Annotated in this window: 20 protein-coding genes; 10 read left to right on the top strand and 10 right to left on the bottom strand. The window is 49.1% G+C overall.

All coding sequences use genetic code 11. The features are described from left to right. Positions 1–228: 228 nt before the first annotated feature. Positions 229–1143 carry an acyltransferase gene (locus SFA31_RS03245; protein WP_322836684.1) on the bottom strand — a complete coding sequence of 305 codons (915 nt, stop codon included), beginning with the start codon at positions 1141–1143 and terminating at the stop codon, positions 229–231. Positions 1144–1575: 432 nt separating this feature from the next. On the opposite strand from SFA31_RS03245, the gene polA reads away from it, so the two are divergent. Further along, positions 1576–4359, top strand: coding sequence for a DNA polymerase I (gene polA, locus SFA31_RS03240; protein WP_322836683.1), 2784 nt, complete (start codon positions 1576–1578; stop codon positions 4357–4359). A gap of 532 nt (positions 4360–4891) precedes the next feature. On the opposite strand, the gene yihA is transcribed toward polA, so the two are convergent. Then, positions 4892–5524, bottom strand: coding sequence for a ribosome biogenesis GTP-binding protein YihA/YsxC (gene yihA, locus SFA31_RS03235; RefSeq protein WP_322836682.1), 633 nt, complete (start codon positions 5522–5524; stop codon positions 4892–4894). 629 nt (positions 5525–6153) lie between these two features. Here yihA and yihI point away from each other — a divergent pair. Both yihI and hemN read left to right on the top strand, forming a co-directional pair. Then, entirely contained in the window at positions 6154–6660 is a 507-nt protein-coding gene (gene yihI / locus SFA31_RS03230) for a Der GTPase-activating protein YihI (RefSeq protein ID WP_322836681.1), read from the top strand. Between the two features lie 194 nt (positions 6661–6854). Continuing rightward, on the top strand, positions 6855–8228 hold the full coding sequence (gene hemN / locus SFA31_RS03225; protein ID WP_322836680.1) for an oxygen-independent coproporphyrinogen III oxidase: 1374 nt from the start codon (positions 6855–6857) through the stop codon (positions 8226–8228). 45 nt (positions 8229–8273) lie between these two features. On the opposite strand, the gene SFA31_RS03220 is transcribed toward hemN, so the two are convergent. The 4 genes from SFA31_RS03220 to glnA all read right to left on the bottom strand — a co-directional run bounded on the left by SFA31_RS03220 (position 8274) and on the right by glnA (position 12598). After that, positions 8274–8396: a YshB family small membrane protein gene (locus SFA31_RS03220; RefSeq protein WP_322836679.1), complete on the bottom strand. Its 123-nt coding sequence runs from the start codon at positions 8394–8396 to the stop codon at positions 8274–8276. A 113-nt stretch (positions 8397–8509) separates the two neighbouring features. Then, on the bottom strand, positions 8510–9922 hold the full coding sequence (gene glnG, locus SFA31_RS03215; RefSeq protein WP_322836678.1) for a nitrogen regulation protein NR(I): 1413 nt from the start codon (positions 9920–9922) through the stop codon (positions 8510–8512). Further along, entirely contained in the window at positions 9907–10980 is a 1074-nt protein-coding gene (gene glnL / locus SFA31_RS03210) for a nitrogen regulation protein NR(II) (RefSeq protein ID WP_322836677.1), read from the bottom strand. Before glnL ends, glnG begins: the two co-directional genes overlap by 16 nt. Before the next feature lie 208 nt (positions 10981–11188). Beyond that, a complete protein-coding gene (gene glnA / locus SFA31_RS03205; protein WP_322836676.1) occupies positions 11189–12598 on the bottom strand; it encodes a glutamate--ammonia ligase in 1410 nt (469 codons plus the stop codon). A gap of 384 nt (positions 12599–12982) precedes the next feature. On the opposite strand from glnA, the gene typA reads away from it, so the two are divergent. Continuing rightward, positions 12983–14803 carry a ribosome-dependent GTPase TypA gene (typA, locus tag SFA31_RS03200; protein ID WP_322836675.1) on the top strand — a complete coding sequence of 607 codons (1821 nt, stop codon included), beginning with the start codon at positions 12983–12985 and terminating at the stop codon, positions 14801–14803. A 308-nt stretch (positions 14804–15111) separates the two neighbouring features. Here the strand turns inward: typA and SFA31_RS03195 are convergent, their stop codons facing one another. Further along, the gene (locus SFA31_RS03195) at positions 15112–15987 is read right to left on the bottom strand and encodes a helix-turn-helix transcriptional regulator (RefSeq protein WP_322836674.1); all 876 of its coding nucleotides are present in this window, start codon (positions 15985–15987) and stop codon (positions 15112–15114) included. A 167-nt stretch (positions 15988–16154) separates the two neighbouring features. On the opposite strand from SFA31_RS03195, the gene SFA31_RS03190 reads away from it, so the two are divergent. Genes SFA31_RS03190 through SFA31_RS03170 form a run of 5 tightly spaced genes read left to right on the top strand, consistent with a single transcriptional unit; the run spans position 16155 to position 21232 of the window. Beyond that, positions 16155–17867, top strand: a complete 1713-nt coding sequence (locus tag SFA31_RS03190) for a solute:sodium symporter family transporter (protein ID WP_322836673.1) — start codon at positions 16155–16157, stop codon at positions 17865–17867. Further along, positions 17867–19366 carry a sulfatase-like hydrolase/transferase gene (locus SFA31_RS03185; protein WP_322836672.1) on the top strand — a complete coding sequence of 500 codons (1500 nt, stop codon included), beginning with the start codon at positions 17867–17869 and terminating at the stop codon, positions 19364–19366. Before SFA31_RS03190 ends, SFA31_RS03185 begins: the two co-directional genes overlap by 1 nt. A gap of 48 nt (positions 19367–19414) precedes the next feature. Continuing rightward, positions 19415–19762, top strand: a complete 348-nt coding sequence (locus tag SFA31_RS03180; protein ID WP_322836671.1) for a YidH family protein — start codon at positions 19415–19417, stop codon at positions 19760–19762. Then, positions 19752–20111 (top strand): DUF202 domain-containing protein, encoded by a 360-nt coding sequence (locus tag SFA31_RS03175; protein ID WP_322836670.1) that lies wholly within the window; start codon positions 19752–19754, stop codon positions 20109–20111. Before SFA31_RS03180 ends, SFA31_RS03175 begins: the two co-directional genes overlap by 11 nt. A 17-nt stretch (positions 20112–20128) precedes the next feature. Further along, on the top strand, positions 20129–21232 hold the full coding sequence (locus tag SFA31_RS03170) for an anaerobic sulfatase maturase (RefSeq protein WP_322836669.1): 1104 nt from the start codon (positions 20129–20131) through the stop codon (positions 21230–21232). Here SFA31_RS03170 and emrD read toward each other — a convergent pair. The 3 genes from emrD to SFA31_RS03155 form a co-directional block, all read right to left on the bottom strand. Beyond that, the gene (emrD, locus tag SFA31_RS03165) at positions 21229–22413 is read right to left on the bottom strand and encodes a multidrug efflux MFS transporter EmrD (RefSeq protein ID WP_322836668.1); all 1185 of its coding nucleotides are present in this window, start codon (positions 22411–22413) and stop codon (positions 21229–21231) included. The genes SFA31_RS03170 and emrD overlap by 4 nt on opposite strands. A gap of 1250 nt (positions 22414–23663) precedes the next feature. Next, positions 23664–24056, bottom strand: a complete 393-nt coding sequence (locus tag SFA31_RS03160) for a type II toxin-antitoxin system death-on-curing family toxin (protein WP_322836667.1) — start codon at positions 24054–24056, stop codon at positions 23664–23666. Further along, positions 24053–24274, bottom strand: a complete 222-nt coding sequence (locus tag SFA31_RS03155; protein ID WP_322836666.1) for a type II toxin-antitoxin system Phd/YefM family antitoxin — start codon at positions 24272–24274, stop codon at positions 24053–24055. Before SFA31_RS03155 ends, SFA31_RS03160 begins: the two co-directional genes overlap by 4 nt. 231 nt (positions 24275–24505) lie before the next feature. Here SFA31_RS03155 and SFA31_RS03150 point away from each other — a divergent pair, with 231 nt between their 5' ends. Next, positions 24506–25117: a hypothetical protein gene (locus SFA31_RS03150; RefSeq protein ID WP_322836665.1), complete on the top strand. Its 612-nt coding sequence runs from the start codon at positions 24506–24508 to the stop codon at positions 25115–25117. Positions 25118–25124 lie beyond the last annotated feature (7 nt).

Here is a 25124-nt window from a genome sequence, read left to right as displayed (position 1 = left end):
CGATGAAAAAATCGTCTCTTTTCGACTGCATCCTAAAAGTTGGCTACCCAGCGATTAGAGGTGCAGTTTTTTATTGCCCGCTAAAAACAATAGTTCATTAACATCGGCTTTAATTATAAAATCTATCTAAAATATATGGATTATTAATGCATATGCTTTTTATTATTTTCAGGAATACATCTGTGGATACGTTTGTGAAGAGTTATCTAAAATAAGAACATCCTCTAACTACCTGTTATCTTCTGTTATTCCATATTCCTTATATATAGCGGTAATAACATCGTCTTTATCGTGCCAGATAGTATTGAGCCAAAGCTGAAACTGGCGTTTGAAGTTCTTATCCTTCACGTAATCACCGTGTAAGCCTTTATCCACAGGAATAAGATTGATGCGAACGACAATGCAGGTCAGTTTACCGCTTAGCATGGCATAGAAAGGATTTTGGTTATTTTCCGGGTAGCACAGCGTTACATTCAGCATTTTATCAAACTGTTTACCCAAAACATTCAGTGCCATTGCAATTCCTGCGGCTTTAGGTGGCAGCAAATTTTGATAAGGCGATCGACTTTGTTGACGCTTCTCTTTCGTAAGTCTGGACCCTTCAACAAAATTAACGATGGTGGTCGGCCACAAGCGGAATTTTTCACATGAGCGACGGGTTGTTTCCACGTCTTTCCCGCGCTTTTCTGGATGGCGAATCAAATAACTGCGGGAATAACGCCGCATAAAAGGCATATCCAGTGCCCAGCAGGCCAGACCAAGAAACGGAACCCAGGCAAGTTGCTGTTTAAGAAAATATTTATTTACGGGAATGTGTTTACGGAACAAAACACATAATACGACGATATCTGCCCAACTGCGGTGGTTACAAATTAATAAGTACCAATTTTTTTTACTAAGCCCTTCGAGCCCCTGGACATCCCATTTTAAAAATGGATTGAGTCGTAACAAAACTGCCAGTCCGCAACTCCAGCAATACATCATGACATTACAAAAACGTGAAATAGAGCGCCACACAACTGGTATCGGGAGCAGTAGTTTTATTACCCCGGCAATAATCATGGGGATGGAGCAGACAATAGTTACCAGGCAGGCAAGTATGACGCTTAAAAATAAAGTTATTGGGGCGAGAAGTCTCGACATGGTTTTTTCTGTTTTATAGGTAAAAGAATCGCCGGCAAAATTTCGCCAGCTACAAATACTATCAGAAACGCGGAATGAAGATGAGCGCAAAAGCGGTGGCAGAGGGGATTGATGATTATTAACTATAAAATAAGGGAAAATGGAGTAATAAAATCATTTATATCCACAATAGCAATGATCGGGTAAATTAATACGCAATTAAAGAGTGTGCTCATTAACTTATTGAAAAATAATAATTTTTGTCTTTTTTTCTTCTATTGTGATTTTGAGGGGGAAATCTTGCACCTTTTTGTTCACAAAGTTATCCACAGAGAAGGCGTTGGTCGAGAGCTGTGATCGAATGCTTTGCTGTGATTTAGGGAAAACGTCGAGTTTACCTGCTGCATGTGGCATCCTTTAGGTAACAGTTAGATAATGCAGGCGCGAACGATCATGGCTCAGATCCCAGAAAATCCTCTTATTTTAGTTGATGGCTCTTCCTATCTTTATCGGGCGTACCACGCCTTTCCACCGCTAACCAATAGTGAAAACGAGCCTACAGGGGCGATGTATGGTGTGCTGAATATGCTGCGCAGCCTGCTGATGCAGTTTCAGCCTACGCATGCGGCCGTGGTTTTTGACGCTAAGGGAAAAACGTTTCGCGACGAGCTATTTGAAAGCTACAAGTCTCATCGGCCACCAATGCCGGAGGATTTACGTGCTCAAATTGAGCCGCTTCATGCAATGGTCAAAGCAATGGGCCTCCCTTTATTGGTTGTTCCTGGCGTTGAGGCTGATGATGTTATTGGTACACTTGCCCGGGAAGCTGAGCAAGCTGGCCGCCACGTGCTAATAAGCACGGGTGATAAAGATATGGCGCAGCTGGTAACGCCATCGATTACGCTTATCAATACCATGAATAATACGGTGTTGGGGCCCGATGAAGTCGTTTCTAAATACGGCGTTCCTCCCGAGCTTATTATTGATTTCCTGGCACTCATGGGCGATTCATCCGATAACATTCCCGGCGTTCCTGGCGTGGGTGAGAAAACGGCACAGGCACTATTGCAGGGGCTGGGCGGTCTGGATGTACTGTATGCAAATCCTGAAAAAATAGCCGAACTTAGCTTCCGTGGTGCCAAAACAATGGCAGCAAAATTGCAGGCCAATGAAGATATGGCGCGGCTTTCTTATCAGTTGGCGACAATCAAAATTGATGTTGATCTGGCGCTAAACTGCGATAGCCTTGCGCTTCAACCGCCAGAAACAGAAGCGTTGCTGGCACTATTTAAAAAATATGAATTTAAACGCTGGACGGCTGATGTGGCGTCGGGCGTGTGGCTGAATGCGAAGGTAAAAAAGGCACCGGCGTCTTCGGTGCCAGTGTCAGAAACAGCAGCAAAAGTAGAAGTTGGTCGCGTACTGGCGGATGAACATTACGTCACGATTCTGGATGAAGAAACGCTAAACGCGTGGATAAAACAACTGGAAAAGGCACCGTTTTTTGCTTTCGATACTGAAACCGATAGCCTGGACAATGTGAGTGCGAACCTTATTGGGCTATCTTTTGCTATTGAACCAGGGCAGGCAGCCTATGTACCCGTTGCTCACGATTATCCCGATGCTCCAGAGCAGCTCGATCGCGACCGTGTTTTGGCGTTGTTGAAGCCGCTTTTAGAAAATGAGAGCGCCCTAAAAGTAGGCCAGAACCTTAAATACGATCGCGGCATTCTGGATAATTACGATATTGAATTACGCGGTATAGCTTTCGATACGATGCTGGAATCCTATCTGCTTAATAGCGTCGTTGGTCGTCATGATATGGATAGTCTGGCAAGCCGCTGGCTAAATCATAAGACCATCACTTTTGAGGAAATTGCCGGTAAGGGCAAAAAGCAGCTTACTTTTAATCAAATCGACCTTGAGCAGGCGGGCCGCTATGCGGCTGAAGATGCGGATGTTACGCTACAGCTTCATCTGAAAATGTGGCCGGAATTAGAGAAAGAGCCTGGCCCGTTAAATATTTTCAATGAATTAGAAATCCCGCTGGTGCCTGTACTTTCACGCATTGAGCGTAACGGTGTGAAAATTGATCCTGCCGTACTGCATGCGCACTCACAGGAACTGGCGCAGCGTTTAGTTGAGCTGGAACAGCAGGCGCATGAAATTGCGGGTGAGCCCTTTAATCTATCTTCCCCGAAACAGTTGCAGACTATCCTGTTTGAAAAGCAGGGGATAAAGCCGTTAAAGAAAACGCCAGGAGGGGCGCCATCTACGTCAGAAGAGGTGCTGGAAGAGCTTGCGCTGGACCACCCGCTGCCTAAAGTTATTCTGCAATATCGTGGATTGTCGAAACTAAAGTCGACCTATACCGATAAATTGCCGTTAATGATCAGTGCTAAAACAGGACGTGTTCATACGTCCTATCATCAGGCGGTTACCGCAACCGGGCGTCTCTCTTCGTCGGATCCTAATTTGCAAAACATTCCCGTGCGCAGTGAAGAGGGAAGACGTATTCGTCAGGCATTTATCGCCTCCAAAGATTGTCTGATTGTCTCTGCAGATTACTCACAAATTGAACTGCGCATTATGGCGCACTTATCCCGCGATAAAGGGCTACTGGATGCATTCGCGCAGGGTAAGGATATTCATCAGGCTACAGCAGCTGAAGTATTTAGTTTGCCACTTGAAGAGGTTACTGCAGAACAGCGGCGGCGCGCCAAAGCGATAAACTTTGGGCTTATTTATGGGATGAGCGCGTTTGGATTATCGCGTCAATTGAATATTCCGCGCAAAGAGTCGCAAAAATACATGGATCTTTATTTTGAACGCTATCCTGGCGTTCGTGAATACATGGAGCGCACTCGCGAGCAGGCAAAAGAAAAAGGCTATGTTGAAACACTGGACGGGCGTCGCCTTTGGTTACCTGATATTAATGCGACGAACGGCGCGCGGCGCGCGGCGGCTGAGAGAGCGGCAATCAATGCGCCAATGCAGGGTACGGCTGCAGATATTATTAAAAAAGCGATGATAGCCGTTGATCAATGGCTTGAAGATGAACGCCCGCCGGTAAAAATGATTATGCAGGTTCATGATGAATTAGTATTTGAAGTTCATAAAGACAGCCTGGATGGGGTAGTTAAAAAACTCCATTTATTAATGGAAAATAGTATGCGTCTGGATGTGCCATTGTTGGTTGAAGTTGGCAGTGGTAATAACTGGGATGAAGCGCATTAAAAGTGAATAAAAATTAAGCAAAAGGCCTTTTTAGACGCAAATTTTTGTGAAGTTGATAGGGTTTTGAAATGCAAAAAATGCAATAAATTACAAAAAGTGCTTTTTCGCGCCTAAAAAAAAGAGTACATTACTTGGCGTAGGGTACAGAGGTAAGATGTTCTATCTTTCAGACCTTTTACTTCACGTAATCGGATTTGGCTGAATAGTTTAGCCGCCCCGGTCAGAAATGGCCGGGGCGTTTTTTTTTGGCAGCTTAAAGCCACATTCTGTAAGCGTAGAGATTCACGGCGTTGCGTTATTATCTTTGATTTTGAACCAAGCAATGGGCCATGGTTTTTTAGAACTTTTGGGCTCATTCTGACGTGCGAAACCGGTGGTCCTTCTTTGGAAAACCGGGTGTTTGCAGCCCTTAAGCAATAAAAATACACGCAGTGGGATTGCTGGTAACGTTACAGGAGAATAAAACGCTCCCAGCGGGATTATGTAACAATAAAGCAAACATGTTTCATACTGCGAAAAAAGCCTGGTAGCCTTATTCTTCAGCAATATTTTCTTCGCTAACGACGCGCTCAGTAAACCAGGTATCCAGCTTCTGACGTAAATTATCGATACCCATTTTCTTCAGCGAAGAGAACATTTCAATCTGTACATCTCCATTAAACGCGATTGCCGCCTCACGCACTTGGTTGAGCTGCGCTTTTCGTGCACCGGATGCCAGTTTGTCGGCTTTTGTAAGCAATACCAGCACCGGAATTTGGCTCTCAACCGCCCAGAAAATCATCTGCTGATCGAGATCTTTCATTGGATGGCGAATATCCATTAGCACCACCAGCCCCTGCAAAGAGCGGCGCTTTTGTAAGTATTCACCGAGCGCCCGCTGCCACTTTCGCTTTACCTCTTCAGGAACTTCGGCGTAGCCATAGCCCGGTAAATCAACCAGCCTCTTACCCTCAGCAACTTCGAAGAGGTTGATTAATTGTGTGCGTCCCGGTGTTTTACTGGTGCGAGCAAGGTTTTTTTGATTGGTTAATGTATTCAGCGCGCTGGATTTACCAGCGTTTGAACGCCCGGCAAATGCGACTTCTGTACCAATATCGGCAGGCAAATGGCGGATGTCTGGCGCGCTAGTCACAAAATGCGTGAGATGGTAATTCCAGGTGGTCAAAATGATTGTCTCCAAATTAAGGATGTGCACTGCTGGTGATTATACCTGAATTACAGGGAAAACCTGGCGATTCATCCTGAGGGATAAGTGAGGCGGAATCGCAAGGCGCTGTGAGACATTTGCTATAGCAGTCGGTGGAGATTGCGGTTATCGCACGGGATTGAACATTATTACCTATTGTATTTATAAGGATTAATTTAGATATGCTGCCGGCTGTCATAAATAAACAGCGGAAGATGGCCTTGTGAACGTAAGGGATAAGCGTAAAGTACGTGTCACAGGCAGGAAGCCACAAACGGTGCTCAGGAGCGACTGGATGTCGAGGAGCAGGGAAGAAAGCCAGGATGGCGGGCGTTTGGATACGCATAAAAAGGAAAAGGACATAACCAGGACGTGTTACTGCTAAGGGATAGACAGGGGTGTCGATAGCGTACATGGATTGTCTGACTCGTTTGAGTAATGAGTCTAATAAAGGCGACAGTTAATCTGTCGCCTTTTTTCTTTATGCGCTTTCTGCTAGATTTCGCGCCAGTGGGCTGCCTGGGGCAGCTACATTGGCCGCCACGCTGTAGACTGGCGCCCAATCGGTATATACTGTTCAAAATGGCAACGCCTTAAGATGACATCTCATGACGCAACAATATTCTCCTCGCGGTAGAACCCCCACAAAAGCTCGTCGTCGCCCAACGCGCGAAGAACTTAATCAGGAAGGGCGTGAACGTAAACGCCAAAAAAAACGTAGCGGAAATCGCGCGGGCAGTCGTGCTGAGGGGGCTGCGCAGAAAGGTAATAGTAATCGCGCAGCGTCGGTTGCGGATCCGCGCATCGGAAGTAAAAAACCGATTGCCCTGGGCAATGATAACGCTGTAGCACCTTCTCGCCCTAAATCCACCACACCCGCCTTGTCGCCGCGTGAGGAGCTGGACAAGCTGGAGAGCGATGAACGCCTGGATGCGCTGCTGGAGCGCATTGAGGGCGGTGAAGCTATCTCTGAAGAAGAACAACGCTGGTTAGATAAGCAGCTCGATAGAATTGATGCGCTTATGCAGCAGCTTGGTATCTCCTGGGATGACGATGAAGAAGGTGAAGAGACCACGCAGCAGGGCGATGACATTTTCCGTCTGCTCAAGGGATAAGTCTGACTAAAAGCTATGCCAGGAGTCGTGATTATTGTCGTGCCGGTGACATGTTATCTGGCGTGGTTACTAATAAAATTACAGCGCCTGTCGCGCCGAAAGCACAGGCTGCTTAATCGCTTTTTTGTTCGAGCTTCGGGCGCTACGCCGCCGATGCGCTTTACGGCAAAACGGCGTCGCAGTAAGGAGTAAATATGTCTGAACAACTCATCGATTGGGATTTAGCGCTGATCCAAAAATATAATTATTCCGGCCCTCGCTATACCTCTTATCCCACAGCTCTTGAATTCTCAGAAGATTTTGGTGACGCTGAATTCGCACAGGCTGCCGCGCGGTATCCTTCCCGGCCGTTATCGTTATATGTGCACATCCCTTTTTGCCATAAGCTTTGCTACTTTTGCGGCTGCAATAAGCAGGTAACGCGCCAGCAGCATAAAGCCGATCGCTATCTGGACGTGCTGGAACAGGAAATTGTCCAGCGGGCGAAGCTGTTTACCGATCGCCACGTTAGCCAGATGCACTGGGGTGGGGGCACCCCCACCTATTTAAGCAAAGCGCAAATTACGCGCCTGATGAAACTCCTGCGCACGTATTTCAACTTTAATGATGACGCCGAGCTTTCTATTGAAATCGATCCGCGTGAAATTGAACTGGATGTTTTGGATCTCCTCAAGCAGGAAGGCTTTACGCGTATCAGTATGGGCGTTCAGGATTTTAATAAAGAAGTTCAGCGCCTGGTTAACCGCGAGCAGGATGAAGCCTTCATTTTTGCGCTGATCGAGCGGGCGCGGCAATTAGGCTTTACCTCCACCAATATCGACCTGATTTACGGTCTGCCAAAGCAGACGCCCGAAAGCTTTGCTTTTACACTAAGCCGGGTTGCGCAACTCAGCCCCGATCGGCTTAGCGTTTTCAATTACGCCCATTTACCGAATCTGTTCGCCGCGCAAAGAAAAATCAAAGATGAAGATTTGCCGTCGGCTGCGCAAAAACTGGATATTCTTCAAAATACCATTTCATCGCTGACCGGTGCGGGCTATCAGTTTATTGGGATGGATCATTTTGCCCGGCCGGACGATGAATTAGCCGTGGCTCAGCGCAATGGCGTATTGCATCGTAATTTCCAGGGTTATACCACGCAGGGCGATACCGATCTCCTTGGATTAGGCGTCTCGGCCATTAGCATGCTGGGCGATAGTTATGCGCAAAACCAGAAGGAACTGAATTCCTATTATCAGCAAGTTGAAGATAACGGGAATGCGCTATGGCGTGGCTTAACGCTTACGCGTGATGATTGTATTCGTCGCGATGTTATCAAAGCGCTTATTTGTAATTTCAGCCTTGATTATGCGGAGATTGAAGCGCCGTGGGCATTAGATTTCCAGCGCTATTTCGCGGAAGATATGGCGCTGCTGGCCCCACTGGCGCAGGATGGGCTGGTGGAATTAAGCGACCAGGCAATACGCGTTACGCCAAAAGGGCGGCTGCTGATCCGCAATATCTGTATGTGTTTTGATATTTATCTGCGGCGTAAAGCGCAGCTACAAAAATATTCGCGCGTAATTTAAACGTGACCGGGCCAGGATTTAGTTTTGGCCCGGTTCTCAATACGGTTAACTAAAAAAGTTAACCAGCGCCGCGCAAAGTAGTGCGGCAATAGCGGCCTGTGGCGAATGACCGGCCGCTGCACCGACATCTGCGCCGCCTGCCGCCAAGTGTATTAGTGATTCCAGCATAGCGTCTCTCCTGCATTAACGCGCCCGATCATACTTCACCCCTTACTTGTGTAAAGCGCAAAATAGCAGCAATTTTTATAAGGTGGACGTTTTTTTATACAGAATTGCGAGGGCTATTCCATTCCTAATTCTTTTAGCTTACGCGTTAAAGTATTACGCCCCCAGCCCAACAGGCGTGCGGCTTCCTGTTTATGGCCGCCCGTATGACGTAACGCGGTAGTGAGTAATGTACGCTCCATTTCCGGCAGAGCGTCCGCCAGTAAATCCTGATGACCGTTGTGCAGCGCCTGCTCTGCCCAGCGGGCCAATAATGTAGGCCAGCTTTCAGATAATGAGGGTACAGAAGAGGCCGTTGCCGGTACGCTACTAAAAAGCTCTGGTGGTAAATCCTGCACCAGTACTTCCTGGCTGGCGGCCATTACCGTTAGCCAGCGACACGTATTTTCAAGCTGGCGGACATTACCCGGCCAACAAAGCTGCGTTAGCGCCACTTCTGTATCCGGATGCAGTTGTTTCGTCTCAACTCCCAGTTCCTGAGCGGTGATTTGTAAAAAATGCCGCGCCAGACGCGGTATATCCTCCCGGCGCTCGCGCAATGGCGGCAATTGAATGCGAATAACATTCAGACGATGAAAAAGATCTTCCCGAAACTGGCCCTCTCTAACGCGCTGTTCAAGGTTCTGGTGCGTGGCCGCGATGATGCGTACGTCAACATTTACCGGTGCGTAGCCGCCTATGCGATAAAATTGCCCATCCGCCAGAACGCGAAGTAAACGCGTTTGCACGTCTAATGGCATATCGCCGATTTCATCCAGAAATAAAGTGCCGCCGTTCGCCTGTTCGAACCGACCATGGCGAATCTGGCTGGCTCCGGTAAAAGCGCCCTTCTCGTGACCAAAAAGCTCTGATTCAATCAATTCTTTCGGGATAGCCGCCATATTGAGTGCGATAAACGGCGCACTCGCGCGCGGGCTATGGCGATGCAGCGCGTGCGCGACCAGTTCTTTTCCGGTTCCGGACTCTCCGTTAATTAATACGCTGATGGATGAATGAGATAATCGGCCAATAATACGAAATACGTCCTGCATTGCGGGTGCTTCGCCAATGATATCCGTCGTTGGATCGCTGACGGGCGGCGTTCTGGGCTGCTGTTGATCTTGATAGTGGCTCATTGCACGTTCTACCAGCGCGATAGCATCATCAATATCAAACGGTTTTGGCAGGTAGTCGAATGCTCCCTGCTGATAAGCGCTGACTGCGGCATCTAAATCTGAGTGCGCAGTCATTATGATGACCGGTAGCATCGGATGCCGTTGCTTAATGTGCGTGAGGAGCGTCAGGCCATCCATTCCTGGCATCCGTATATCCGTAAGCAGCGCGTCGGGCGTTTGTGTCGCCAGGGCCTCAAGCACATCAGCGGCGTTTTCAAAAGTGACGCTGCGTATATTTGCGCCGTCGAGTGCGCGCTCCAGTACCCAGCGGATGGAACTGTCATCGTCAACGACCCAGACTATTCCTCGTTGCATAAAAACCTCGTTTTACGGATGGGTAAAAATACTGAAAAGGCGGTATGCCCCGGCCAGCTTGAAAACTCAATTTTCCCGGCGTGTCTATCGATCAGACTGCGTGCGATGGAAAGCCCCAGCCCGGTGCCGCCCTCGCGGCCACTGACCATGGGATAAAATAGCGTGTCCTGAAGCGACGGCGGAATGCCAGGCCCGGTATCTTCGACATCAATGCGGGCTGCTAAACGGTGGCGTTCTCCGTGTAGTGTTATCTGAAAGGCGGTACGGGTACGGAGTGTAATGGTACCGCCATCTGGCGTAAGAGCCTGTAATGCATTGCGTACAATATTCAGCATCACTTGTTCTATCTGGTCGGGATCGTGCGCCAATTCAGGCATACTCGGATCGTAATCGCGCACTAATGTGATATTGGTCGGCAATTCCAGTGATACCAGTTTAACCACGCGCTCCAGTACTTTGTGAATGCTGTCAGTGATGTGCTGCCCCGGCCGCTGGGGGCCAAGTAGACGATCGACAAGGCTACGCAATCGGTCCGCCTGCTCGATAATCACATTCGTGTATTCACGCAGCGAAGGATCGGGGAGTGCTTTACTTAGAAGCTGAGCCGCGCCGCGTAAGCCCCCGAGCGGGTTTTTAATTTCGTGCGCCAGCCCGCGCACTAAATCGCGGGCCGCCAGTTGCTGAGCCTGTTGTAACTGTTCCTGGCTAAGTCGCCGCTGATTATCCATCGACGCCAGCTCAAGTAAAATAAGGCCGTCCTGCATGCGCTGGGCCGTGAGCGAGAGGATATGAGAACGACCATCTATCGCCAGCGTGACTTCATTATCTGTAAATCCCTGGCCCTGCTTTAGAGTGCCCTGCATGAGAGCAATATCCAGTGAGAAGTAGTTCAATAGCTCTGGAAGCGGTGTGCCGTAAATTTTACGCGTACTTTGGGCCAGCATTTGCTGCGCAGCGGGATTAGCATAATGAATCACCAATGCGTCATCGACCAGCAAGATACTGTTTAACAAAGTATTTAGGATCTGCCCCGCGTCGGGCTGGACGCCGTTTGCCATTGCGTCTCTCCGGTTGCACTAAAAGAGTGCATTATAAGTGATTGCTGCGTCGTCGTAACGGGTACGAACAGCCTTCATACCCTGTTGCTGAGTCATTCTGCGGTAGCACAGAGAAAAAAGCCCATCAAAAGATGGGCCAATACTTCCACGGCATCGAAAACGGCGCAGCGGGCAATTATATAAGGAGAGCCGCTGCGCTAAAAAGTGATTAAACGCTGTAGTAAAGCTCGAATTCAGCCGGATGCGGCGTCATACGAACGCGATCGTTTTCTTCAAGCCGAAGTGCGATATAGGCATCAATGGCATCGTTAGTAAAGACGCCACCGGCGGTCAAAAATTCGCGGTCATTATCGAGCGCATGGAGCGCTTCTTCCAATGAGCCTGCCACCTGAGGGATCTCTTTGGCTTCTTCTGGCGGCAGATCATACAGGTTTTTGTCCATCGCATCCCCTGGGTGGATACGGTTTTTAATGCCGTCCAGCCCTGCCATCAGCAGCGCGGCAAATGCCAGATAAGGGTTAGCGGCCGGGTCCGGGAAACGAACCTCGATGCGACGCGCTTTTGGCGACGCGACGACCGGAATACGAATTGATGCGGAGCGGTTACGCGCAGAGTAGGCGAGCATCACCGGTGCTTCGTAGCCTGGCACCAGGCGTTTATACGAGTTGGTCGTCGGATTCGTCAGGGCATTAATCGCCTTTGCGTGTTTAATAATCCCGCCAATATAGAAGAGTGCGTCTTCAGAAAGGCCTGCGTATTTATCGCCCGCGAACAAATTATTGCCGTTACGGGAAAGAGACATATGGCAGTGCATCCCGGAGCCATTATCGCCAAACATCGGTTTTGGCATGAAAGTAGCCGTTTTGCCAAAGCGATGCGCCACGTTATGCACCACATATTTGTAAATCTGAATTTCGTCCGCTTTTTTGGTCATCGTGTTAAAACGCGTCGCGACTTCATTCTGGCCTGCGGTGGCGACTTCATGGTGATGAGCCTCAACCACCAGTCCCATCTCTTCCATCGTTAAACACATAACTGAGCGGATATCCTGCGCAGAATCGACTGGCGGCACGGGGAAGTAGCCGCCTTTCACCGCCGGGCGATGGCCTTTGTTGCCGCCTTCATATTGGGTACTGCTGTTCCAGGCACCCTCAATATCGTCAATTGCAACGTGGGAGCCGGAAATCGAAGTGCCAAAACGAATATCGTCGAACAGAAAGAACTCAGGCTCTGGCCCAAAGAGGACGGTATCGGCGATGCCTGAGCTGCGCAGGTAATCTTCCGCGCGTTTGGCGATTGAGCGCGGGTCGCGATCGTAACCCTGCAGCGTACCCGGTTCGAGAATATCGCAGCGTAGGATTAGCGTAGAATCTTTGTAGAATGGATCGATAACCGCGGTAGAGGTATCCGGCATCAGCACCATATCGGACTCATTAATGCCTTTCCAGCCGCCGATAGAGGAGCCGTCAAACATTTTCCCTTCTTCAAAGAAGTCCGCATCAACCTGATGCGCGGGGATCGTCACGTGCTGTTCTTTTCCTTTCGTATCAGTGAAGCGCAGATCGATAAATTTAACTTCATGTTCATTCAGCAGCGTCAGGACATGTTCAACGGACATAAATTACTCTCCCGGATTTGTTATTGTCTCGCGGTAGCGAGGGAGCCAAACCCTGTTAGCCAGGAGTTCTCCCGGGCTGGGTTTATAGAAAAATAGAAGCGAAAACTATGCCAACTTTTAATATTCCCTAAAAAAGCGCTATTATGCGCGTCATCGTGCAAGAGAAACGCCCTGCGTTAGCGTTTTGCACCAACATGGTGCGCAACGCTAACGGTGTAGCACCAATTTGGTGCGATTCGGCAGTTCGGTGTCTCTTGACGCTTCGTGAAAGCGATCACAAACCCTAAACTGTCATCTTGTTGGTAAAGGTTTTCTGTGATCTGTTCAGTCCTTCGATTAATACGTGTACAATAACGCGCTATTTCTAATGCCTGAGGCAAAGTTGTGATCGAAAATCTGCGTAACATCGCCATTATTGCGCACGTTGACCATGGTAAAACCACCCTGGTTGATAAGCTGCTGCAACAATCTGGCACCTTCGGTGAGCGTAATGAGCTTACCGAGCGAGTCATGGACTCCAACGATCTGGAAAAAGAGCGTGGGATTACCATTCTCGCAAAAAATACGGCAATTAACTGGCGTGACTACCGCATTAACATTGTAGACACCCCAGGGCACGCCGACTTCGGTGGTGAAGTAGAACGTGTCATGTCGATGGTCGACTCTGTGCTGCTGCTTGTTGATGCAATGGATGGCCCGATGCCGCAGACTCGCTTCGTAACCCAGAAAGCGTTTGCTAACGGGTTGAAGCCTATTGTCGTTATCAATAAAGTCGATCGCCCCGGCGCGCGTCCTGACTGGGTTGTGGATCAGGTCTTCGATCTGTTCGTGAACCTGGGTGCAACGGACGAACAGCTGGACTTCCCGATTGTTTATGCCTCTGCGCTGAACGGTATCGCTGGTCTTGACCATGAAAACATGGCCGATGATATGACACCGCTGTTTGAAACCATCGTTAAGCACGTTGAAGCGCCTAACGTTGACCCGAACGGCCCGTTCCAGATGCAAATTTCCCAGCTGGATTATAACAACTACGTTGGCGTAATCGGCATTGGCCGTATCAAGCGCGGTGTGGTGAAACCTAACCAGCAGGTGACGATTATTGATGCTGAAGGCAAGCGTCGTAACGGGAAAGTCACTCAGGTATTAGGCCATATGGGCCTGCAGCGTATTGAATCTGCTTCTGCAGAAGCAGGAGACATTATCGCGATTACCGGGCTGGGCGAGCTGAATATCTCAGACACGCTGTGCGATCCGGCGACGGTTGAAGCATTGCCTCCGCTGTCCGTTGATGAGCCGACGGTCTCTATGTATTTCTGCGTGAACACCTCGCCATTCTGCGGTAAAGAAGGAAAGTTTGTGACGTCTCGTCAGATTCTGGACCGTCTGAACAAAGAACTGGTGCATAACGTAGCGCTGCGCGTAGAAGAGACGGAAGATCCGGATGCATTCCGCGTATCTGGCCGCGGTGAACTGCACCTGTCGGTTCTTATCGAGAATATGCGCCGTGAAGGCTTTGAGCTGGCAGTGTCCCGCCCGAAAGTTATCTTCCGCGAAATCGATGGCCGTAAGCAGGAGCCGTTCGAGCAGGTGACGCTGGATATCGAAGAGCAGCATCAGGGTTCCGTGATGGAAGCTCTGGGTCTGCGTAAAGGCGAAATGCGCGACATGCTGCCGGATGGCAAAGGCCGCGTTCGTCTTGACTACATTATTCCAAGCCGTGGGCTTATCGGCTTCCGTACCGATTTCATGACGATGACCTCGGGTACCGGCCTCCTGTACTCTACTTTCAGCCATTATGACGATGTGCGTCCGGGTGAAATTGGTCAGCGCCAGAACGGCGTACTGATTTCGAACGGTCAGGGTAAAGCGGTCGCTTACGCTCTGTATAGCCTGCAGGATCGGGGTAAGCTGTTCCTCGGTCACGGCGCTGAAGTTTACGAAGGCCAGGTTATCGGTATTCACAGCCGTTCTAATGACCTCACCGTTAACTGCCTGACCGGTAAGAAGCTGACTAACATGCGTGCATCCGGTACGGATGAAGCGACTACGCTGTCTCCGCCGATTAAAATGACGCTGGAGCAGGCGCTGGAGTTTATCGATGACGATGAGCTGGTGGAAGTTACGCCGACGTCCATACGTTTGCGTAAACGCCATCTGACGGAAAACGATCGTCGTCGCGCTAACCGTGGCCCTAAAGAGTAAACGGTACTGCGTAAATGAAAAAAACCCTGCTTCGGCAGGGTTTTTTTATGGGTGAGCCCCTTATAAATAATGATGCTGCCATTCATAGGTGCGAATGAGGGGGGCCAGCGGCACGACTAGCGTCGCGCTAATCGCTCTTGCTCAACGCGTGTACAGAACTGCAAAAGAAAAGTGGGGAGGTTGGGCGGTAACCGGCAGTAAGCAGCGGCGTAATAGCAGGAAGCGATTGCGAATTTTGCATTGGTAACCCGGCTATGCCGGAGACATCATGTCTGAAAAGCGCGGCGCGCGTTTTACCGTTCTTTATATCAGATTAGATCGGGGCCAGCCCGGCGCCGTGCTTGGGAGGGCGAAAACCCAAATTTTTGTTTAAACGCTTTACTGAAGTGAAACGTGTCAAAAAAATTCAGCATATCAGCAACCTGGCTTACACTGTGACTTTCCTGGCGCAGCAGCGACAGCGCCAGCTCAAGTCTGGCATCTAAATAGTATTCTTTTGGCGATTTCCCCGTATAGCGTAAAAACAGGCGGCGTAAATATTGCTCACTACACTGTAAAGCGCCCGCCATTTCTTTTACCGTCCAGCGGCGCTGTAAGTCTGCATGCAATGTGGAGAGCAGTTTCTCCAGTTGAATCAACCGCGGTTCCCGGGTGCCGTGTCGCGTAATCAGACATACCCACTGGTAAATCATATGCGTGAGCGATGCGACCGCCAGATTATTTTCCATCGGGATTGGGCTACGGATTAACGCTTCGACGTGCTCCAGTTCGCGGTTAAACGTATCGCCGTTATAAATTATCGTCGGTTGCGAAAGGGGAATTTCCATAAAACCCGTCGGCACAAACTCCATCCAGTACTGCTCCCAAATAAGGCCGACACAGTGGTAGGATTTAATATCAGTAGGCTTAAGGAAGATAACGCAGTTACCGTTCAGCGTGATGACGGCATCGTCCTGTAGCGTAATATTTCCCACGCCCTGGACCGTATAAATAGCCACCCATGAATTGGCGATAAGCGGTTTCTTTTTATCACGCGGCCAGATGACATGATATTGATTATCCGCCCGGGTATGCCACAGGGAGATAAGCGCTAACCCGCTTGAGATCACACTTTCTTCAAGAACCAGCGGAATATTGTATGTGGTTTCGTTTTTTACATCTAAAACCCTGGTTTTTCCATTCATTTCATTCCTCCACCGGAGAATGATGCAATCCATCCTGAAGAGAAATCTAACAGACTTCGTTTTCGGGGAAACCTCTATTTGAATAAAAGTCACAGCCAGAGGGCCGGCCGCACTATTTTCTGTATCTGATTCAGGCCGGGGCAAAAGAATACCTAAGGGACAATAAAATGAATGTTCAACAAATAGTGAGCTTTATCGCCTTTACATTGCTGGTGGCTGTGATTACCTGGTGGAAATTACGAAAACAGGATACCGCGTCTCAGCAGGGGTACTTTTTAGCAGGACGCTCTTTGAAAGCACCGGTAATCGCGGCTTCATTAATGTTAACCAACCTATCAACGGAACAGCTTGTTGGGCTGACCGGGCAGGCCTACCGTAGCGGCATGTCCGTTATGGCCTGGGAGGTCATTTCCGCTATCCCGCTGATTTTTTTGGCGCTGATTTTTTTACCCCGCTATTTGCAGCGCGGTATCGCCACCATTCCTGATTTTATTGAAGAGCGCTATGACAAAACGACGCGCATCATTGTTGACTGCTGTTTTCTGATAGCCACGGGAATTTGTTTCCTGCCAATCGTGCTGTATTCCGGTTCTCTGGCTTTTAACAGTATGTTTCATGTGACGGAAGCTTTCGGTATTTCTCAAAATGCGGCGATTTGGGCAATGGTCATTGTCCTTGGGATTTCTGGCATTCTGTACGCCGTGGTCGGGGGCATGCGTGCAATCGCCATTGCCGATGTCATTAACGGTATTGGGCTTGTGATCGGCGGGTTGATGGTACCGCTGTTTGGCTTGATGGCGATGGGGCACGGTAGCCTGTCGGCGGGCATTGATAAACTAACCACCAGCCACAGCGAAATGTTGAACTCCGTGGGGGGAGCTAACGATCCCGTTCCGTTGGGCGCTGCGCTTACCGGTTTGATTTTAGTCAACACGTTTTACTGGTGTACCAATCAGGGCATTGTACAGCGTACGCTGGCTTCAAAGAGCCTGGCTGAAGGGCAGAAGGGCGCGTTGATGACTGCGGTGCTTAAGATGCTTGACCCCTTAATTTTAGTGCTGCCGGGCGTCATCGCGTTCCATCTGTTTAAGGATCTTCCGTCAGCGGATATGGCCTATCCCGCCTTAATCAATAAAGTGATGCCGCTGCCGCTGGTCGGTTTCTTTAGCGCCGTGCTGTTTGGCGCGATTATCAGTGCGTTTTGTGGATTTCTGAATAGCGCTTGTACGCTGTTTAGCCTGGGTATTTACAACCGGATCATTAACCAGAATGCCTCTTCCACGCAGCTTGTTCGTGTAGGGCGCCTATTTGGTCTGGTTGTTGCGGTAGTTTCTGTGCTGGTGGCGCCGTGGATAGCAAACGCGCCGGATGGGCTTTATTCATGGATGAAACAGCTTAATGGTATCTACAACGTACCGTTAGTGACCATTGTCATTATGGGGTTCTTCTTCCCGCGCATCCCGGCTATTGCGGCCAAAGCAGCGCTGCTATTCGGGATTGTTAGCTATATCGTGATTAACTATCTGGTAAATATCCACATTCACTTCCTGTATGTCTTGTTTATTACTTTCTGTATAAATGTGGCGCTAATGCTGCTTATAGGCTGGTTAAAGCCTCGGGACACTGCGTTCCGCTTCCAGGATGCGTTCGCTGTCGATATGAATCCCTGGCGTCATACTAAAATCGCCTCACTGGGCGTGCTGTTCGCCATGATTGGCGTGTATGCAGGTCTGGCACAGTTCGGGGGTTACCCAACGCATATGCTGACAATTATTTGTTATCTCATTGTGGCCGCTGTAGTGGTTTATCTCATTTATAGCGGTATTCGCGCCAAACGCGCAGCGCCCATCGTTTACGCCTCAGACGTTAAGGAGAAATAATGGCTCGCCCTAACTTCCTGTTTATTATGACCGATACTCAGGCCACTAATATGGTGGGCTGCTACAGCGGTAAGCCCCTTAACACCGATCATATCGATGCGCTGGCGGAAGAAGGTATTCGTTTTAATTCAGCCTATACCTGCACGCCAGTCTGCACCCCCGCTCGCGCGGGGCTGTTTACCGGGATCTATGCGAATCAATCTGGACCGTGGACCAATAATGTCGCACCGGGGAAAAATATCTCAACCATGGGGCGCTATTTTAAGGATGCAGGCTATCACACGGGCTATATCGGAAAATGGCATCTCGACGGACATGATTATTTCGGCACCGGCGTTTGCCCGGAAGAGTGGGACCCTGATTACTGGTATGACGGCGCGAATTATCTGGCAGAACTCAGCGAGCGTGAAATTGGGCTATGGCGCAACGGCCTGAATACCATTGAAGATTTGCGTGAAAATCATATCGATAAAACTTTTACCTGGGCGCATCGCATCAGTAATCGCGCGGTAGATTTCCTGGCGCAGCGTAACAATCAGGACTCTCCGTTCCTGCTGGTGGTTTCTTATGATGAACCGCATCATCCGTTTACCTGCCCGCCGGAGTATCTTGAAAAATATCAGGATTTCCGCTACGACCTAGGTGAGAAAGCGCGCGATAGCCTGGAAGATAAACCAGAACATCACCGCTTATGGGCGCAGGCGATGCCTTCTCCGGTTGGTGAGGACGGCCATTATCACCACCCGCTCTATTTCGCCTGTAATGACTTTGTGGATGACGAAATTGGGCGCGTCGTTGCGGCGCTGACGCCAGAACAGCGTGAAAATACCTGGGTAATTTATACCTCCGATCACGGTGAAATGATGGGGGCACATCGCCTCATCAGCAAAGGTGCTGCGATGTACGACGATATTACGCGTATTCCGCTTATTTTCCGCCCGCCGCTGGGGCAGGAGGCGCCGAAGCAGGTCGATACGCCGGTCAGCCATATTGATGTACTGCCAACGATGATGCAGCTTGCCGGTATTACGCCACCGGATATCCTGCCGGGCGGAAATATTGTCGACATTAGCGGCGATCGCGGGGTGATGGTGGAGTTTAACCGCTATGAAATCGAACATGACAGCTTTGGCGGTTTTATTCCGGTACGCTGCTGGGTGACGGATCGTTTCAAACTGGTGCTAAATCTGTTTACCAGCGATGAGCTATATGACCGTCACGAAGATCCGCAGGAAATGCGTAATTTGATTGATGACCCGCACTATGCGGCGCAGCGCGACGCGCTGCATGATGAACTGTTAAATTATATGGATTATATTCGCGATCCGTTCCGTACTTATCAATGGTCGTGTCGCCCGTGGCGCTTGAATGCGCAGCCGCGCTGGATGGGATCTTTCCGGCCGCGTCCGGAAGATGGCTACTCGCCGGTAGTTCGCGATTATGATACCGGCTTGCCGACCCAGGGTGTAAAAGTGGAAGATAAGAAACAAAAATTTTGATGGGCAGGCGCTTTCGAAAGAAAGCGCTAAATCCGCTGAGGAGAAGGCATGAAAATATCCCGGCTTGGCGAAGCACCGGACTACCGTTTTTCGCTGGCGAATGAGCGTACTTTTCTCGCCTGGATACGCACCGCGTTAGGTTTTTTAGCCGCTGGTGTTGGGCTGGACCAGCTCGCGCCAAACCTGGCGACGCCGATAGTGCGGGAAAGCGTTTCTCTGCTGCTGTGCTTATTTGCCGGGATGCTGGCAATTTATGGTTATTTGCGCTGGCTGCGTAATGAAAAGGCGATGCGCCTGAAACAAGACCTGCCCTATACGTGGACGCTGCTGTTTATCAGCGTGGCCATGGCGGCTGCGGTAGCCGTAGTGATTATGCTGGTTGTTTATGGCGGATAGCCGTCGGGCTCGTCGTCTCGCCGATCCGGGTCTACAGCCTGAACGTACTTCTCTCGCCTGGCTGCGCACCTTAATGGGATATGGCGCGCTGCTGGCGCTGGCGCTGCGTCACGCCTGGTATCAGGCGGGAGCGTTATTTTGGGTCTCCGTGGTGATTTTAGCGCTGGTGGTGCCGCTGGTTTATAGCTATGCGCGCCAGCGCAATCTCATGGATATTGTGATTGAGGATTTCGCCCTGCCGCGCGTTGTGAGGGCGAAATTATTGATTGCGCTGGCGGTGCTGTTTTTAGCGCTGCTGTTTGCCGTTTCACATATCCAACGGCTCATTTTGTTAGGGGGAATGACATAGTGACCGGTTGCCATGTTATGGCGAAACCCGCCAGCTCGCGCTGTAATCTGGATTGCCGTTACTGTTTTTATATTGAAAAACCGCGCCAGCCGAGGATGGATGAGAAGACGCTGGAGGCCTTTATCCGGCAGCATATATCCGCCCAACCCGGCAATGAGGTGGAATTTGCCTGGCAGGGCGGTGAGCCAACGCTGGCGGGGCTTTCGTTCTTTCAGCGCGCTGTTGCGCTACAAAAGCGCTATGCCGGCGGTAAAACTATTCGCAACAGCCTGCAAACCAACGGAACGCTGCTGGATGAGGCCTGGTGTCGCTTTTTACGTCAGGAGAACTGGCTGGTCGGCGTATCTCTGGATGGACCCGCCGAGTTACACGATAGATACAGACTCAGTCGCTCCGGGAAGCCCACTCACGAGCGCGTGGTGCGGGTGCTGGCCAGACTTAAAGAATACGGCGTAGCGTTTAATCTACTCACGGTTGTCAGCGCAGCGAATGTGCATGAGCCTGAGCGAGTCTGGCGCTATCTACGAGGGTTAGGTACGCCGTTTTTGCAGTTCATTCCCTTAGTTGAGCGAGACGAGCAGGGCCAGTTAACCGTGGAGTCGGTTGATGCTATTGCGTGGGGACATTTCTTAACGCGTATTTTCGATATCTGGGTACGGGAAGATATCGGTCGCATCTTTGTACAGCAGTTTGATTCTACGCTGGGCGTGTGGTGCGGCCAGCCATCGCAAATGTGCGTTTTTAGTGAAAATTGCGGACATGCTTTCGCACTGGAGGCTGATGGCTCACTGTATCAGTGCGATCACTATGTTTATCCTGAATATCGGTTGGGGAACCTGAATACAACGCCGCTGATAGCGTTAAATGCAGGCCAGCAGGCGCGGGCATTTGGTGAAGCGAAAAGTAAGACGCTTAGCGAGGAATGCCAGGGTTGCGATGTGCTGCGTTTTTGCGGCGGCGACTGTCCAAAACATCGTGATAAAAACGCGAAAAGCGCGCTGTGCGAAGGCTATCGCGCTTTTTTCAACCACAGCGCGCCCGCCATGCGCGTTATGCGTGATTTAATTCGCCAGCGGCGCTCGCCGGCTCTGCTGATGAGGATGCTGGCGCAGCAGGATTAAATCGCCTGCTTAAGACGCTGTTCCCGGCGGAATAGCGGCAGCCAGCAGACCAGAATAAGTAGCCCCATCAGGGTCATCAACATACCCAGACTGTTTTGCCCGCTTTGTGGCAGCGCTGCGGAAAAGGACGCCAGCGTACCGGAGCCAATATTTTGCAGGCCACCGATAAGCGCCCCCGCAGTGCCTGCCAGGAAAGGAAAGGGTTCCATCGCGCCGCTGGTGGCCAGCGGAAATAGCATACCTGCACCGAAGAAAAACAGCGCAGCAGGCACAAGCAGCGTCCAGACGTTCATCACCCCCAGCCATCCCGGTATCCACATCATTAAGCCAGCAGCGACGCAGCTCACTACCGCCTGCCACATCATAGTGGTAAAGCGCTTGTTTTGTCTCCCGGCGACCCATGCGCCGAGAAATGCAGCGGGTATAGGTAAAATAAATAAAATACTGACGGAGAAACTATCCAGCCCAAGCCCGCTACCAAGCAGGACGCCGGAGCAGGCCTCAAAGGCAGCCACTCCAGCCAGACCACCAATCAGCATAAGAACGTAGCAATTGAACGGCAGTGTTCCCAGCAGCGTGCGGTAGCTGGAAATCAAGCGGGTGCGTGGCGCATCTTTAGGCCGCGTCTCAGGCATCCAGAGCAGCATGCTGATACCGACGCCGCCGCATAATAGCAGCAGGAAAATAAAGCAGGCGCGCCAGTTCCAGAGTGTATCCAGCATGCCGCCAATAAGAGGTGCCAGTAATGGGCTGACCAGAATTCCCATATTGAGCAAACTGTTTGCATGGCGCAGAGGCTGGCCTTCATACAGATCGCGCGGTAACGTACGTGCCATAACGCCGGCAACCCCTGTGCCCGCGCCTTGTAACGCGCCCGCGATGACTAAAATGTGCAGGTTTTGAGCAAAGATGGCGAGTATCGTTGCCAGCATGAAAATAGCCATACCGAGTAAAATCACCGGGCGGCGCCCGACTCTGTCGGAGATAGGGCCGTAGATGAGCTGAGAGCCGCCATAGGTCAGTAAATAGGCCGCCATTACACCCTGAACGGCGCCTTCACGTACATTGAGCGCAATCGCCATATCAGCGATTGCCGGGATATAAATGGTTTGTGCCATCTGACCGACGGCTACCAGTAAAATTAGCATCAATAGCAGATGGTGATTTGCAATGGATTTCATGACAGTCCGTACGGAGTGTGGAATAAGTGGCTGTATTTTGATTTTTGAATAGGTGAATCTACCACATGGAGGCTAAATGTGTATGCAATTAGCCTGAATAAAAGCGCTACTGTCGAGGATTTGTATCGCAGATTTATGGCAACCTTAGTTGCCAGTATGGTGCGACTTGTTTGCAGCTAATGTAATTATGCAAAGCAATAAATATTACTGGGAAAGTTATGATAAAGAATTTTATATTTCCTAATTATTTTAGGAATAGTGAACGCTGTGATTAATCCTTTTCTTAAAATATCGCTTAATTTACCCTATTAAATGAAATATTAAGATACACTTTGCTTTTTCGGGGTTCTATAATATAGAAATTTACGTGTTATTATTTTATTAGGAATAAATTTGTTGTAGACGGAATTACAATGTTAGGCAAATTATCTCTTGTAGTTATTATTCTCGGTATTTATGGGGTTAGTCCAACTATCCATATTTATACAGCGAGCCTTACTCTGTGGTTTGTTATCTCAGCCTGTGGGCTTTGTTCTCTGTGGGTTCTTAAGGGGGTATGTGCGAATGTGGCTGCCTCGCTGTCACAGCATCATCTTTTAACCGCATGGGGTATGGCATTGAGTATTTTGGGATTATTCTTTTTTTTGACGATGACAGTGCATTAATTTCTATTATAAAATATAACCGTATATAACATATTCATCACATCCATATTGCTAATTGCTTCTCTCAGAACGTAGGCGTTATCTTCGAGTTTTATTATTAATTATGTGATAAGTAATAATCGTGATTTTATGATTTACCTCCCCGTATCATTTTTATTCTGGCCGCTTAATTGCTATTTACACGATAAATTGAAATTGGTTTTGCGTAGCCGTTGTATATCGCTTTCCCCTCTTAAAAGAGGCCTAACGGTGGTAGATATTCAACAATAGATGACGCGCTTTTAATGCGCTAACTTCATTTATTTTCCAGTATAATCATGTGGTTATCGATGATTGTGTCATTAAATTGACGGTGAGATCCAGACATGGGGCATTTAGCCTCTGGCTGCATAAAGTGAAGGACGGGATCTTTTCTTAACGGGCTTACCGTATTGCTACGGTGTTATTTATGAAAAAGCCCGCAATGAGCGGGCCGGGATTGAATCTGAATGTTGAGTGATGACATATATGCATTGATTTTATTGTGTTTTTATTAATCTATCTTTGGGGTAAGTACACACTTAAGTACACGGAATGCGAGGGTGCTCAACGAATTGGGCTGGAATTGTCTACTAAATCCCGTAAATGCTGCGCTAACTGGTTTACGGTCTTCTCACCTGTGGCTGCCTCTACCGTTAAATTTTCCAGCATATTATCGTTATCACGGATCTTGATACCGTTGCGATAGAGAAAGGTCATGGTAACAAAAAATGCGGTGCGCTTATTGCCGTCATTAAATATATGCCCTCGAGCGATAGCCACCCAATAAGTTGCAGCCAGCTCAAATACATCCATAACACCTTCATAATGTGTACGGTTTTGCACCCGATAGATGAGTGCTTCGGCTCTACCGGGATCGGACATGCCAGCAACGCCGGGAAGCCGCTGCAATATACGATCATGGAAAGCGATAACTTCCTGTGCGCTAATCCATATCATCGATTTGTCAGCGCTTCTACAGTATGCCCATGACGTTGCATAATCACATCAAACTCTGCATCCAACTTAGCATTCTGATATGACTCAAATTCGGCCTTGCTGATAACTACCGCTGAACTGCCGTCTCTGCGGGTGATTTCAATCGGTTCGCCGTGGGTTGCTGCATCCAACACTTCTGAGATATTGGCACGAGCTTGAGTTGAGGTGTATGTACGCATAATGTGCCTCCTAAAATGTACATTTGAATTGTACTTTTAATATTGTTTTTATTCAAATTTAATAATTTTTGATTATTAATCAGCATATTAAATTTTTATTTACATTTCGTTGTTTGGGTTACTTTTTTAATTCAGCTTGACAAATAATAAAAAAATGCAGGATTATTGGCAGATATTTCACCGAACCCCTTTAAGGGCTACATAACTCTACGCATGAGGACAGCTGTTATAATGAAGCAACCTTGGGAATTAAACCCTGCTCTAACATTAGAGCGACTTAAACAACTTGCGTCTCTGATTCGAAATGTCAGGGATGATGTAATTGATTTACATAATGAAGATCTCGGCGATTCTGCTCGTTCCACGGGATTGAGGGCTTATGAGTGCTGCCGGACGAGGATAATTCGTGCTGCCACTCAACACGAAGAATGGCCTTGGCTGGGCATAGTAAAAGACGATGGTAAGTTCACTTTTTCTATTGATTCAGTACCTGTTCGTTTATATCGTGGAGGGCCTAATCGTCCGGAAGAGCGTAGGCTGATACCTTGTGTGGAAGCACTGAGTCAGATGAGCTTATTACCTGTAGAAGTAGGTAATGCTGCTTCTGTACTTTGGTTTTTTGCTGTTGAAGTTGATGATTTTCGTTATGTAGAGCGTGTAACATTTACTGGCTTTTTAGAGGGTGTGCAGGTTTCATGCTGGGAAATTCCTCTGGATGAGAGAGTTCCTGCTTTCAGTTCAATTGATGCTGAATTACCTGAGCCAGTCAAAACTCAGAAAGCACCAATCTCTGTTAAAAGGAAAGACAAAAAGGCGGAGAATGATGATTCGAATAATGGTTAGTAATAAG

This window comes from Erwinia sp. HR93 (assembly GCF_034555055.1).
Classification (GTDB): Bacteria; Pseudomonadota; Gammaproteobacteria; order Enterobacterales; family Enterobacteriaceae; genus Apirhabdus; species Apirhabdus apintestini.
The sequence above is the reverse complement of the archived record's forward strand: the minus strand, read 5'-3'. Positions and strand labels throughout refer to the sequence as shown.

Bases quoted from the DNA above. Each gene is read 5' to 3' on its own strand.
- SFA31_RS03180 (WP_322836671.1), top strand. From the start codon at position 19,415: ATGAAAATATCCCGGCTTGGCGAAGCACCGGACTACCGTTTTTCGCTG.
- emrD (WP_322836668.1), bottom strand. From the start codon at position 22,413: ATGAAATCCATTGCAAATCACCATCTGCTATTGATGCTAATTTTACTG.
- SFA31_RS03155 (WP_322836666.1), bottom strand. From the start codon at position 24,274: ATGCGTACATACACCTCAACTCAAGCTCGTGCCAATATCTCAGAAGTG.
- glnA (WP_322836676.1), bottom strand. From the start codon at position 12,598: ATGTCCGTTGAACATGTCCTGACGCTGCTGAATGAACATGAAGTTAAA.
- SFA31_RS03150 (WP_322836665.1), top strand. From the start codon at position 24,506: ATGAAGCAACCTTGGGAATTAAACCCTGCTCTAACATTAGAGCGACTT.
- polA (WP_322836683.1), top strand. From the start codon at position 1,576: ATGGCTCAGATCCCAGAAAATCCTCTTATTTTAGTTGATGGCTCTTCC.
- SFA31_RS03170 (WP_322836669.1), top strand. From the start codon at position 20,129: ATGGCGAAACCCGCCAGCTCGCGCTGTAATCTGGATTGCCGTTACTGT.
- SFA31_RS03175 (WP_322836670.1), top strand. From the start codon at position 19,752: ATGGCGGATAGCCGTCGGGCTCGTCGTCTCGCCGATCCGGGTCTACAG.
- SFA31_RS03185 (WP_322836672.1), top strand. From the start codon at position 17,867: ATGGCTCGCCCTAACTTCCTGTTTATTATGACCGATACTCAGGCCACT.
- SFA31_RS03160 (WP_322836667.1), bottom strand. From the start codon at position 24,056: ATGATATGGATTAGCGCACAGGAAGTTATCGCTTTCCATGATCGTATA.
- glnL (WP_322836677.1), bottom strand. From the start codon at position 10,980: ATGGCAAACGGCGTCCAGCCCGACGCGGGGCAGATCCTAAATACTTTG.
- SFA31_RS03190 (WP_322836673.1), top strand. From the start codon at position 16,155: ATGAATGTTCAACAAATAGTGAGCTTTATCGCCTTTACATTGCTGGTG.
- glnG (WP_322836678.1), bottom strand. From the start codon at position 9,922: ATGCAACGAGGAATAGTCTGGGTCGTTGACGATGACAGTTCCATCCGC.
- SFA31_RS03195 (WP_322836674.1), bottom strand. From the start codon at position 15,987: ATGAATGGAAAAACCAGGGTTTTAGATGTAAAAAACGAAACCACATAC.
- yihI (WP_322836681.1), top strand. From the start codon at position 6,154: ATGACGCAACAATATTCTCCTCGCGGTAGAACCCCCACAAAAGCTCGT.
- SFA31_RS03220 (WP_322836679.1), bottom strand. From the start codon at position 8,396: ATGCTGGAATCACTAATACACTTGGCGGCAGGCGGCGCAGATGTCGGT.
- hemN (WP_322836680.1), top strand. From the start codon at position 6,855: ATGTCTGAACAACTCATCGATTGGGATTTAGCGCTGATCCAAAAATAT.
- SFA31_RS03245 (WP_322836684.1), bottom strand. From the start codon at position 1,143: ATGTCGAGACTTCTCGCCCCAATAACTTTATTTTTAAGCGTCATACTT.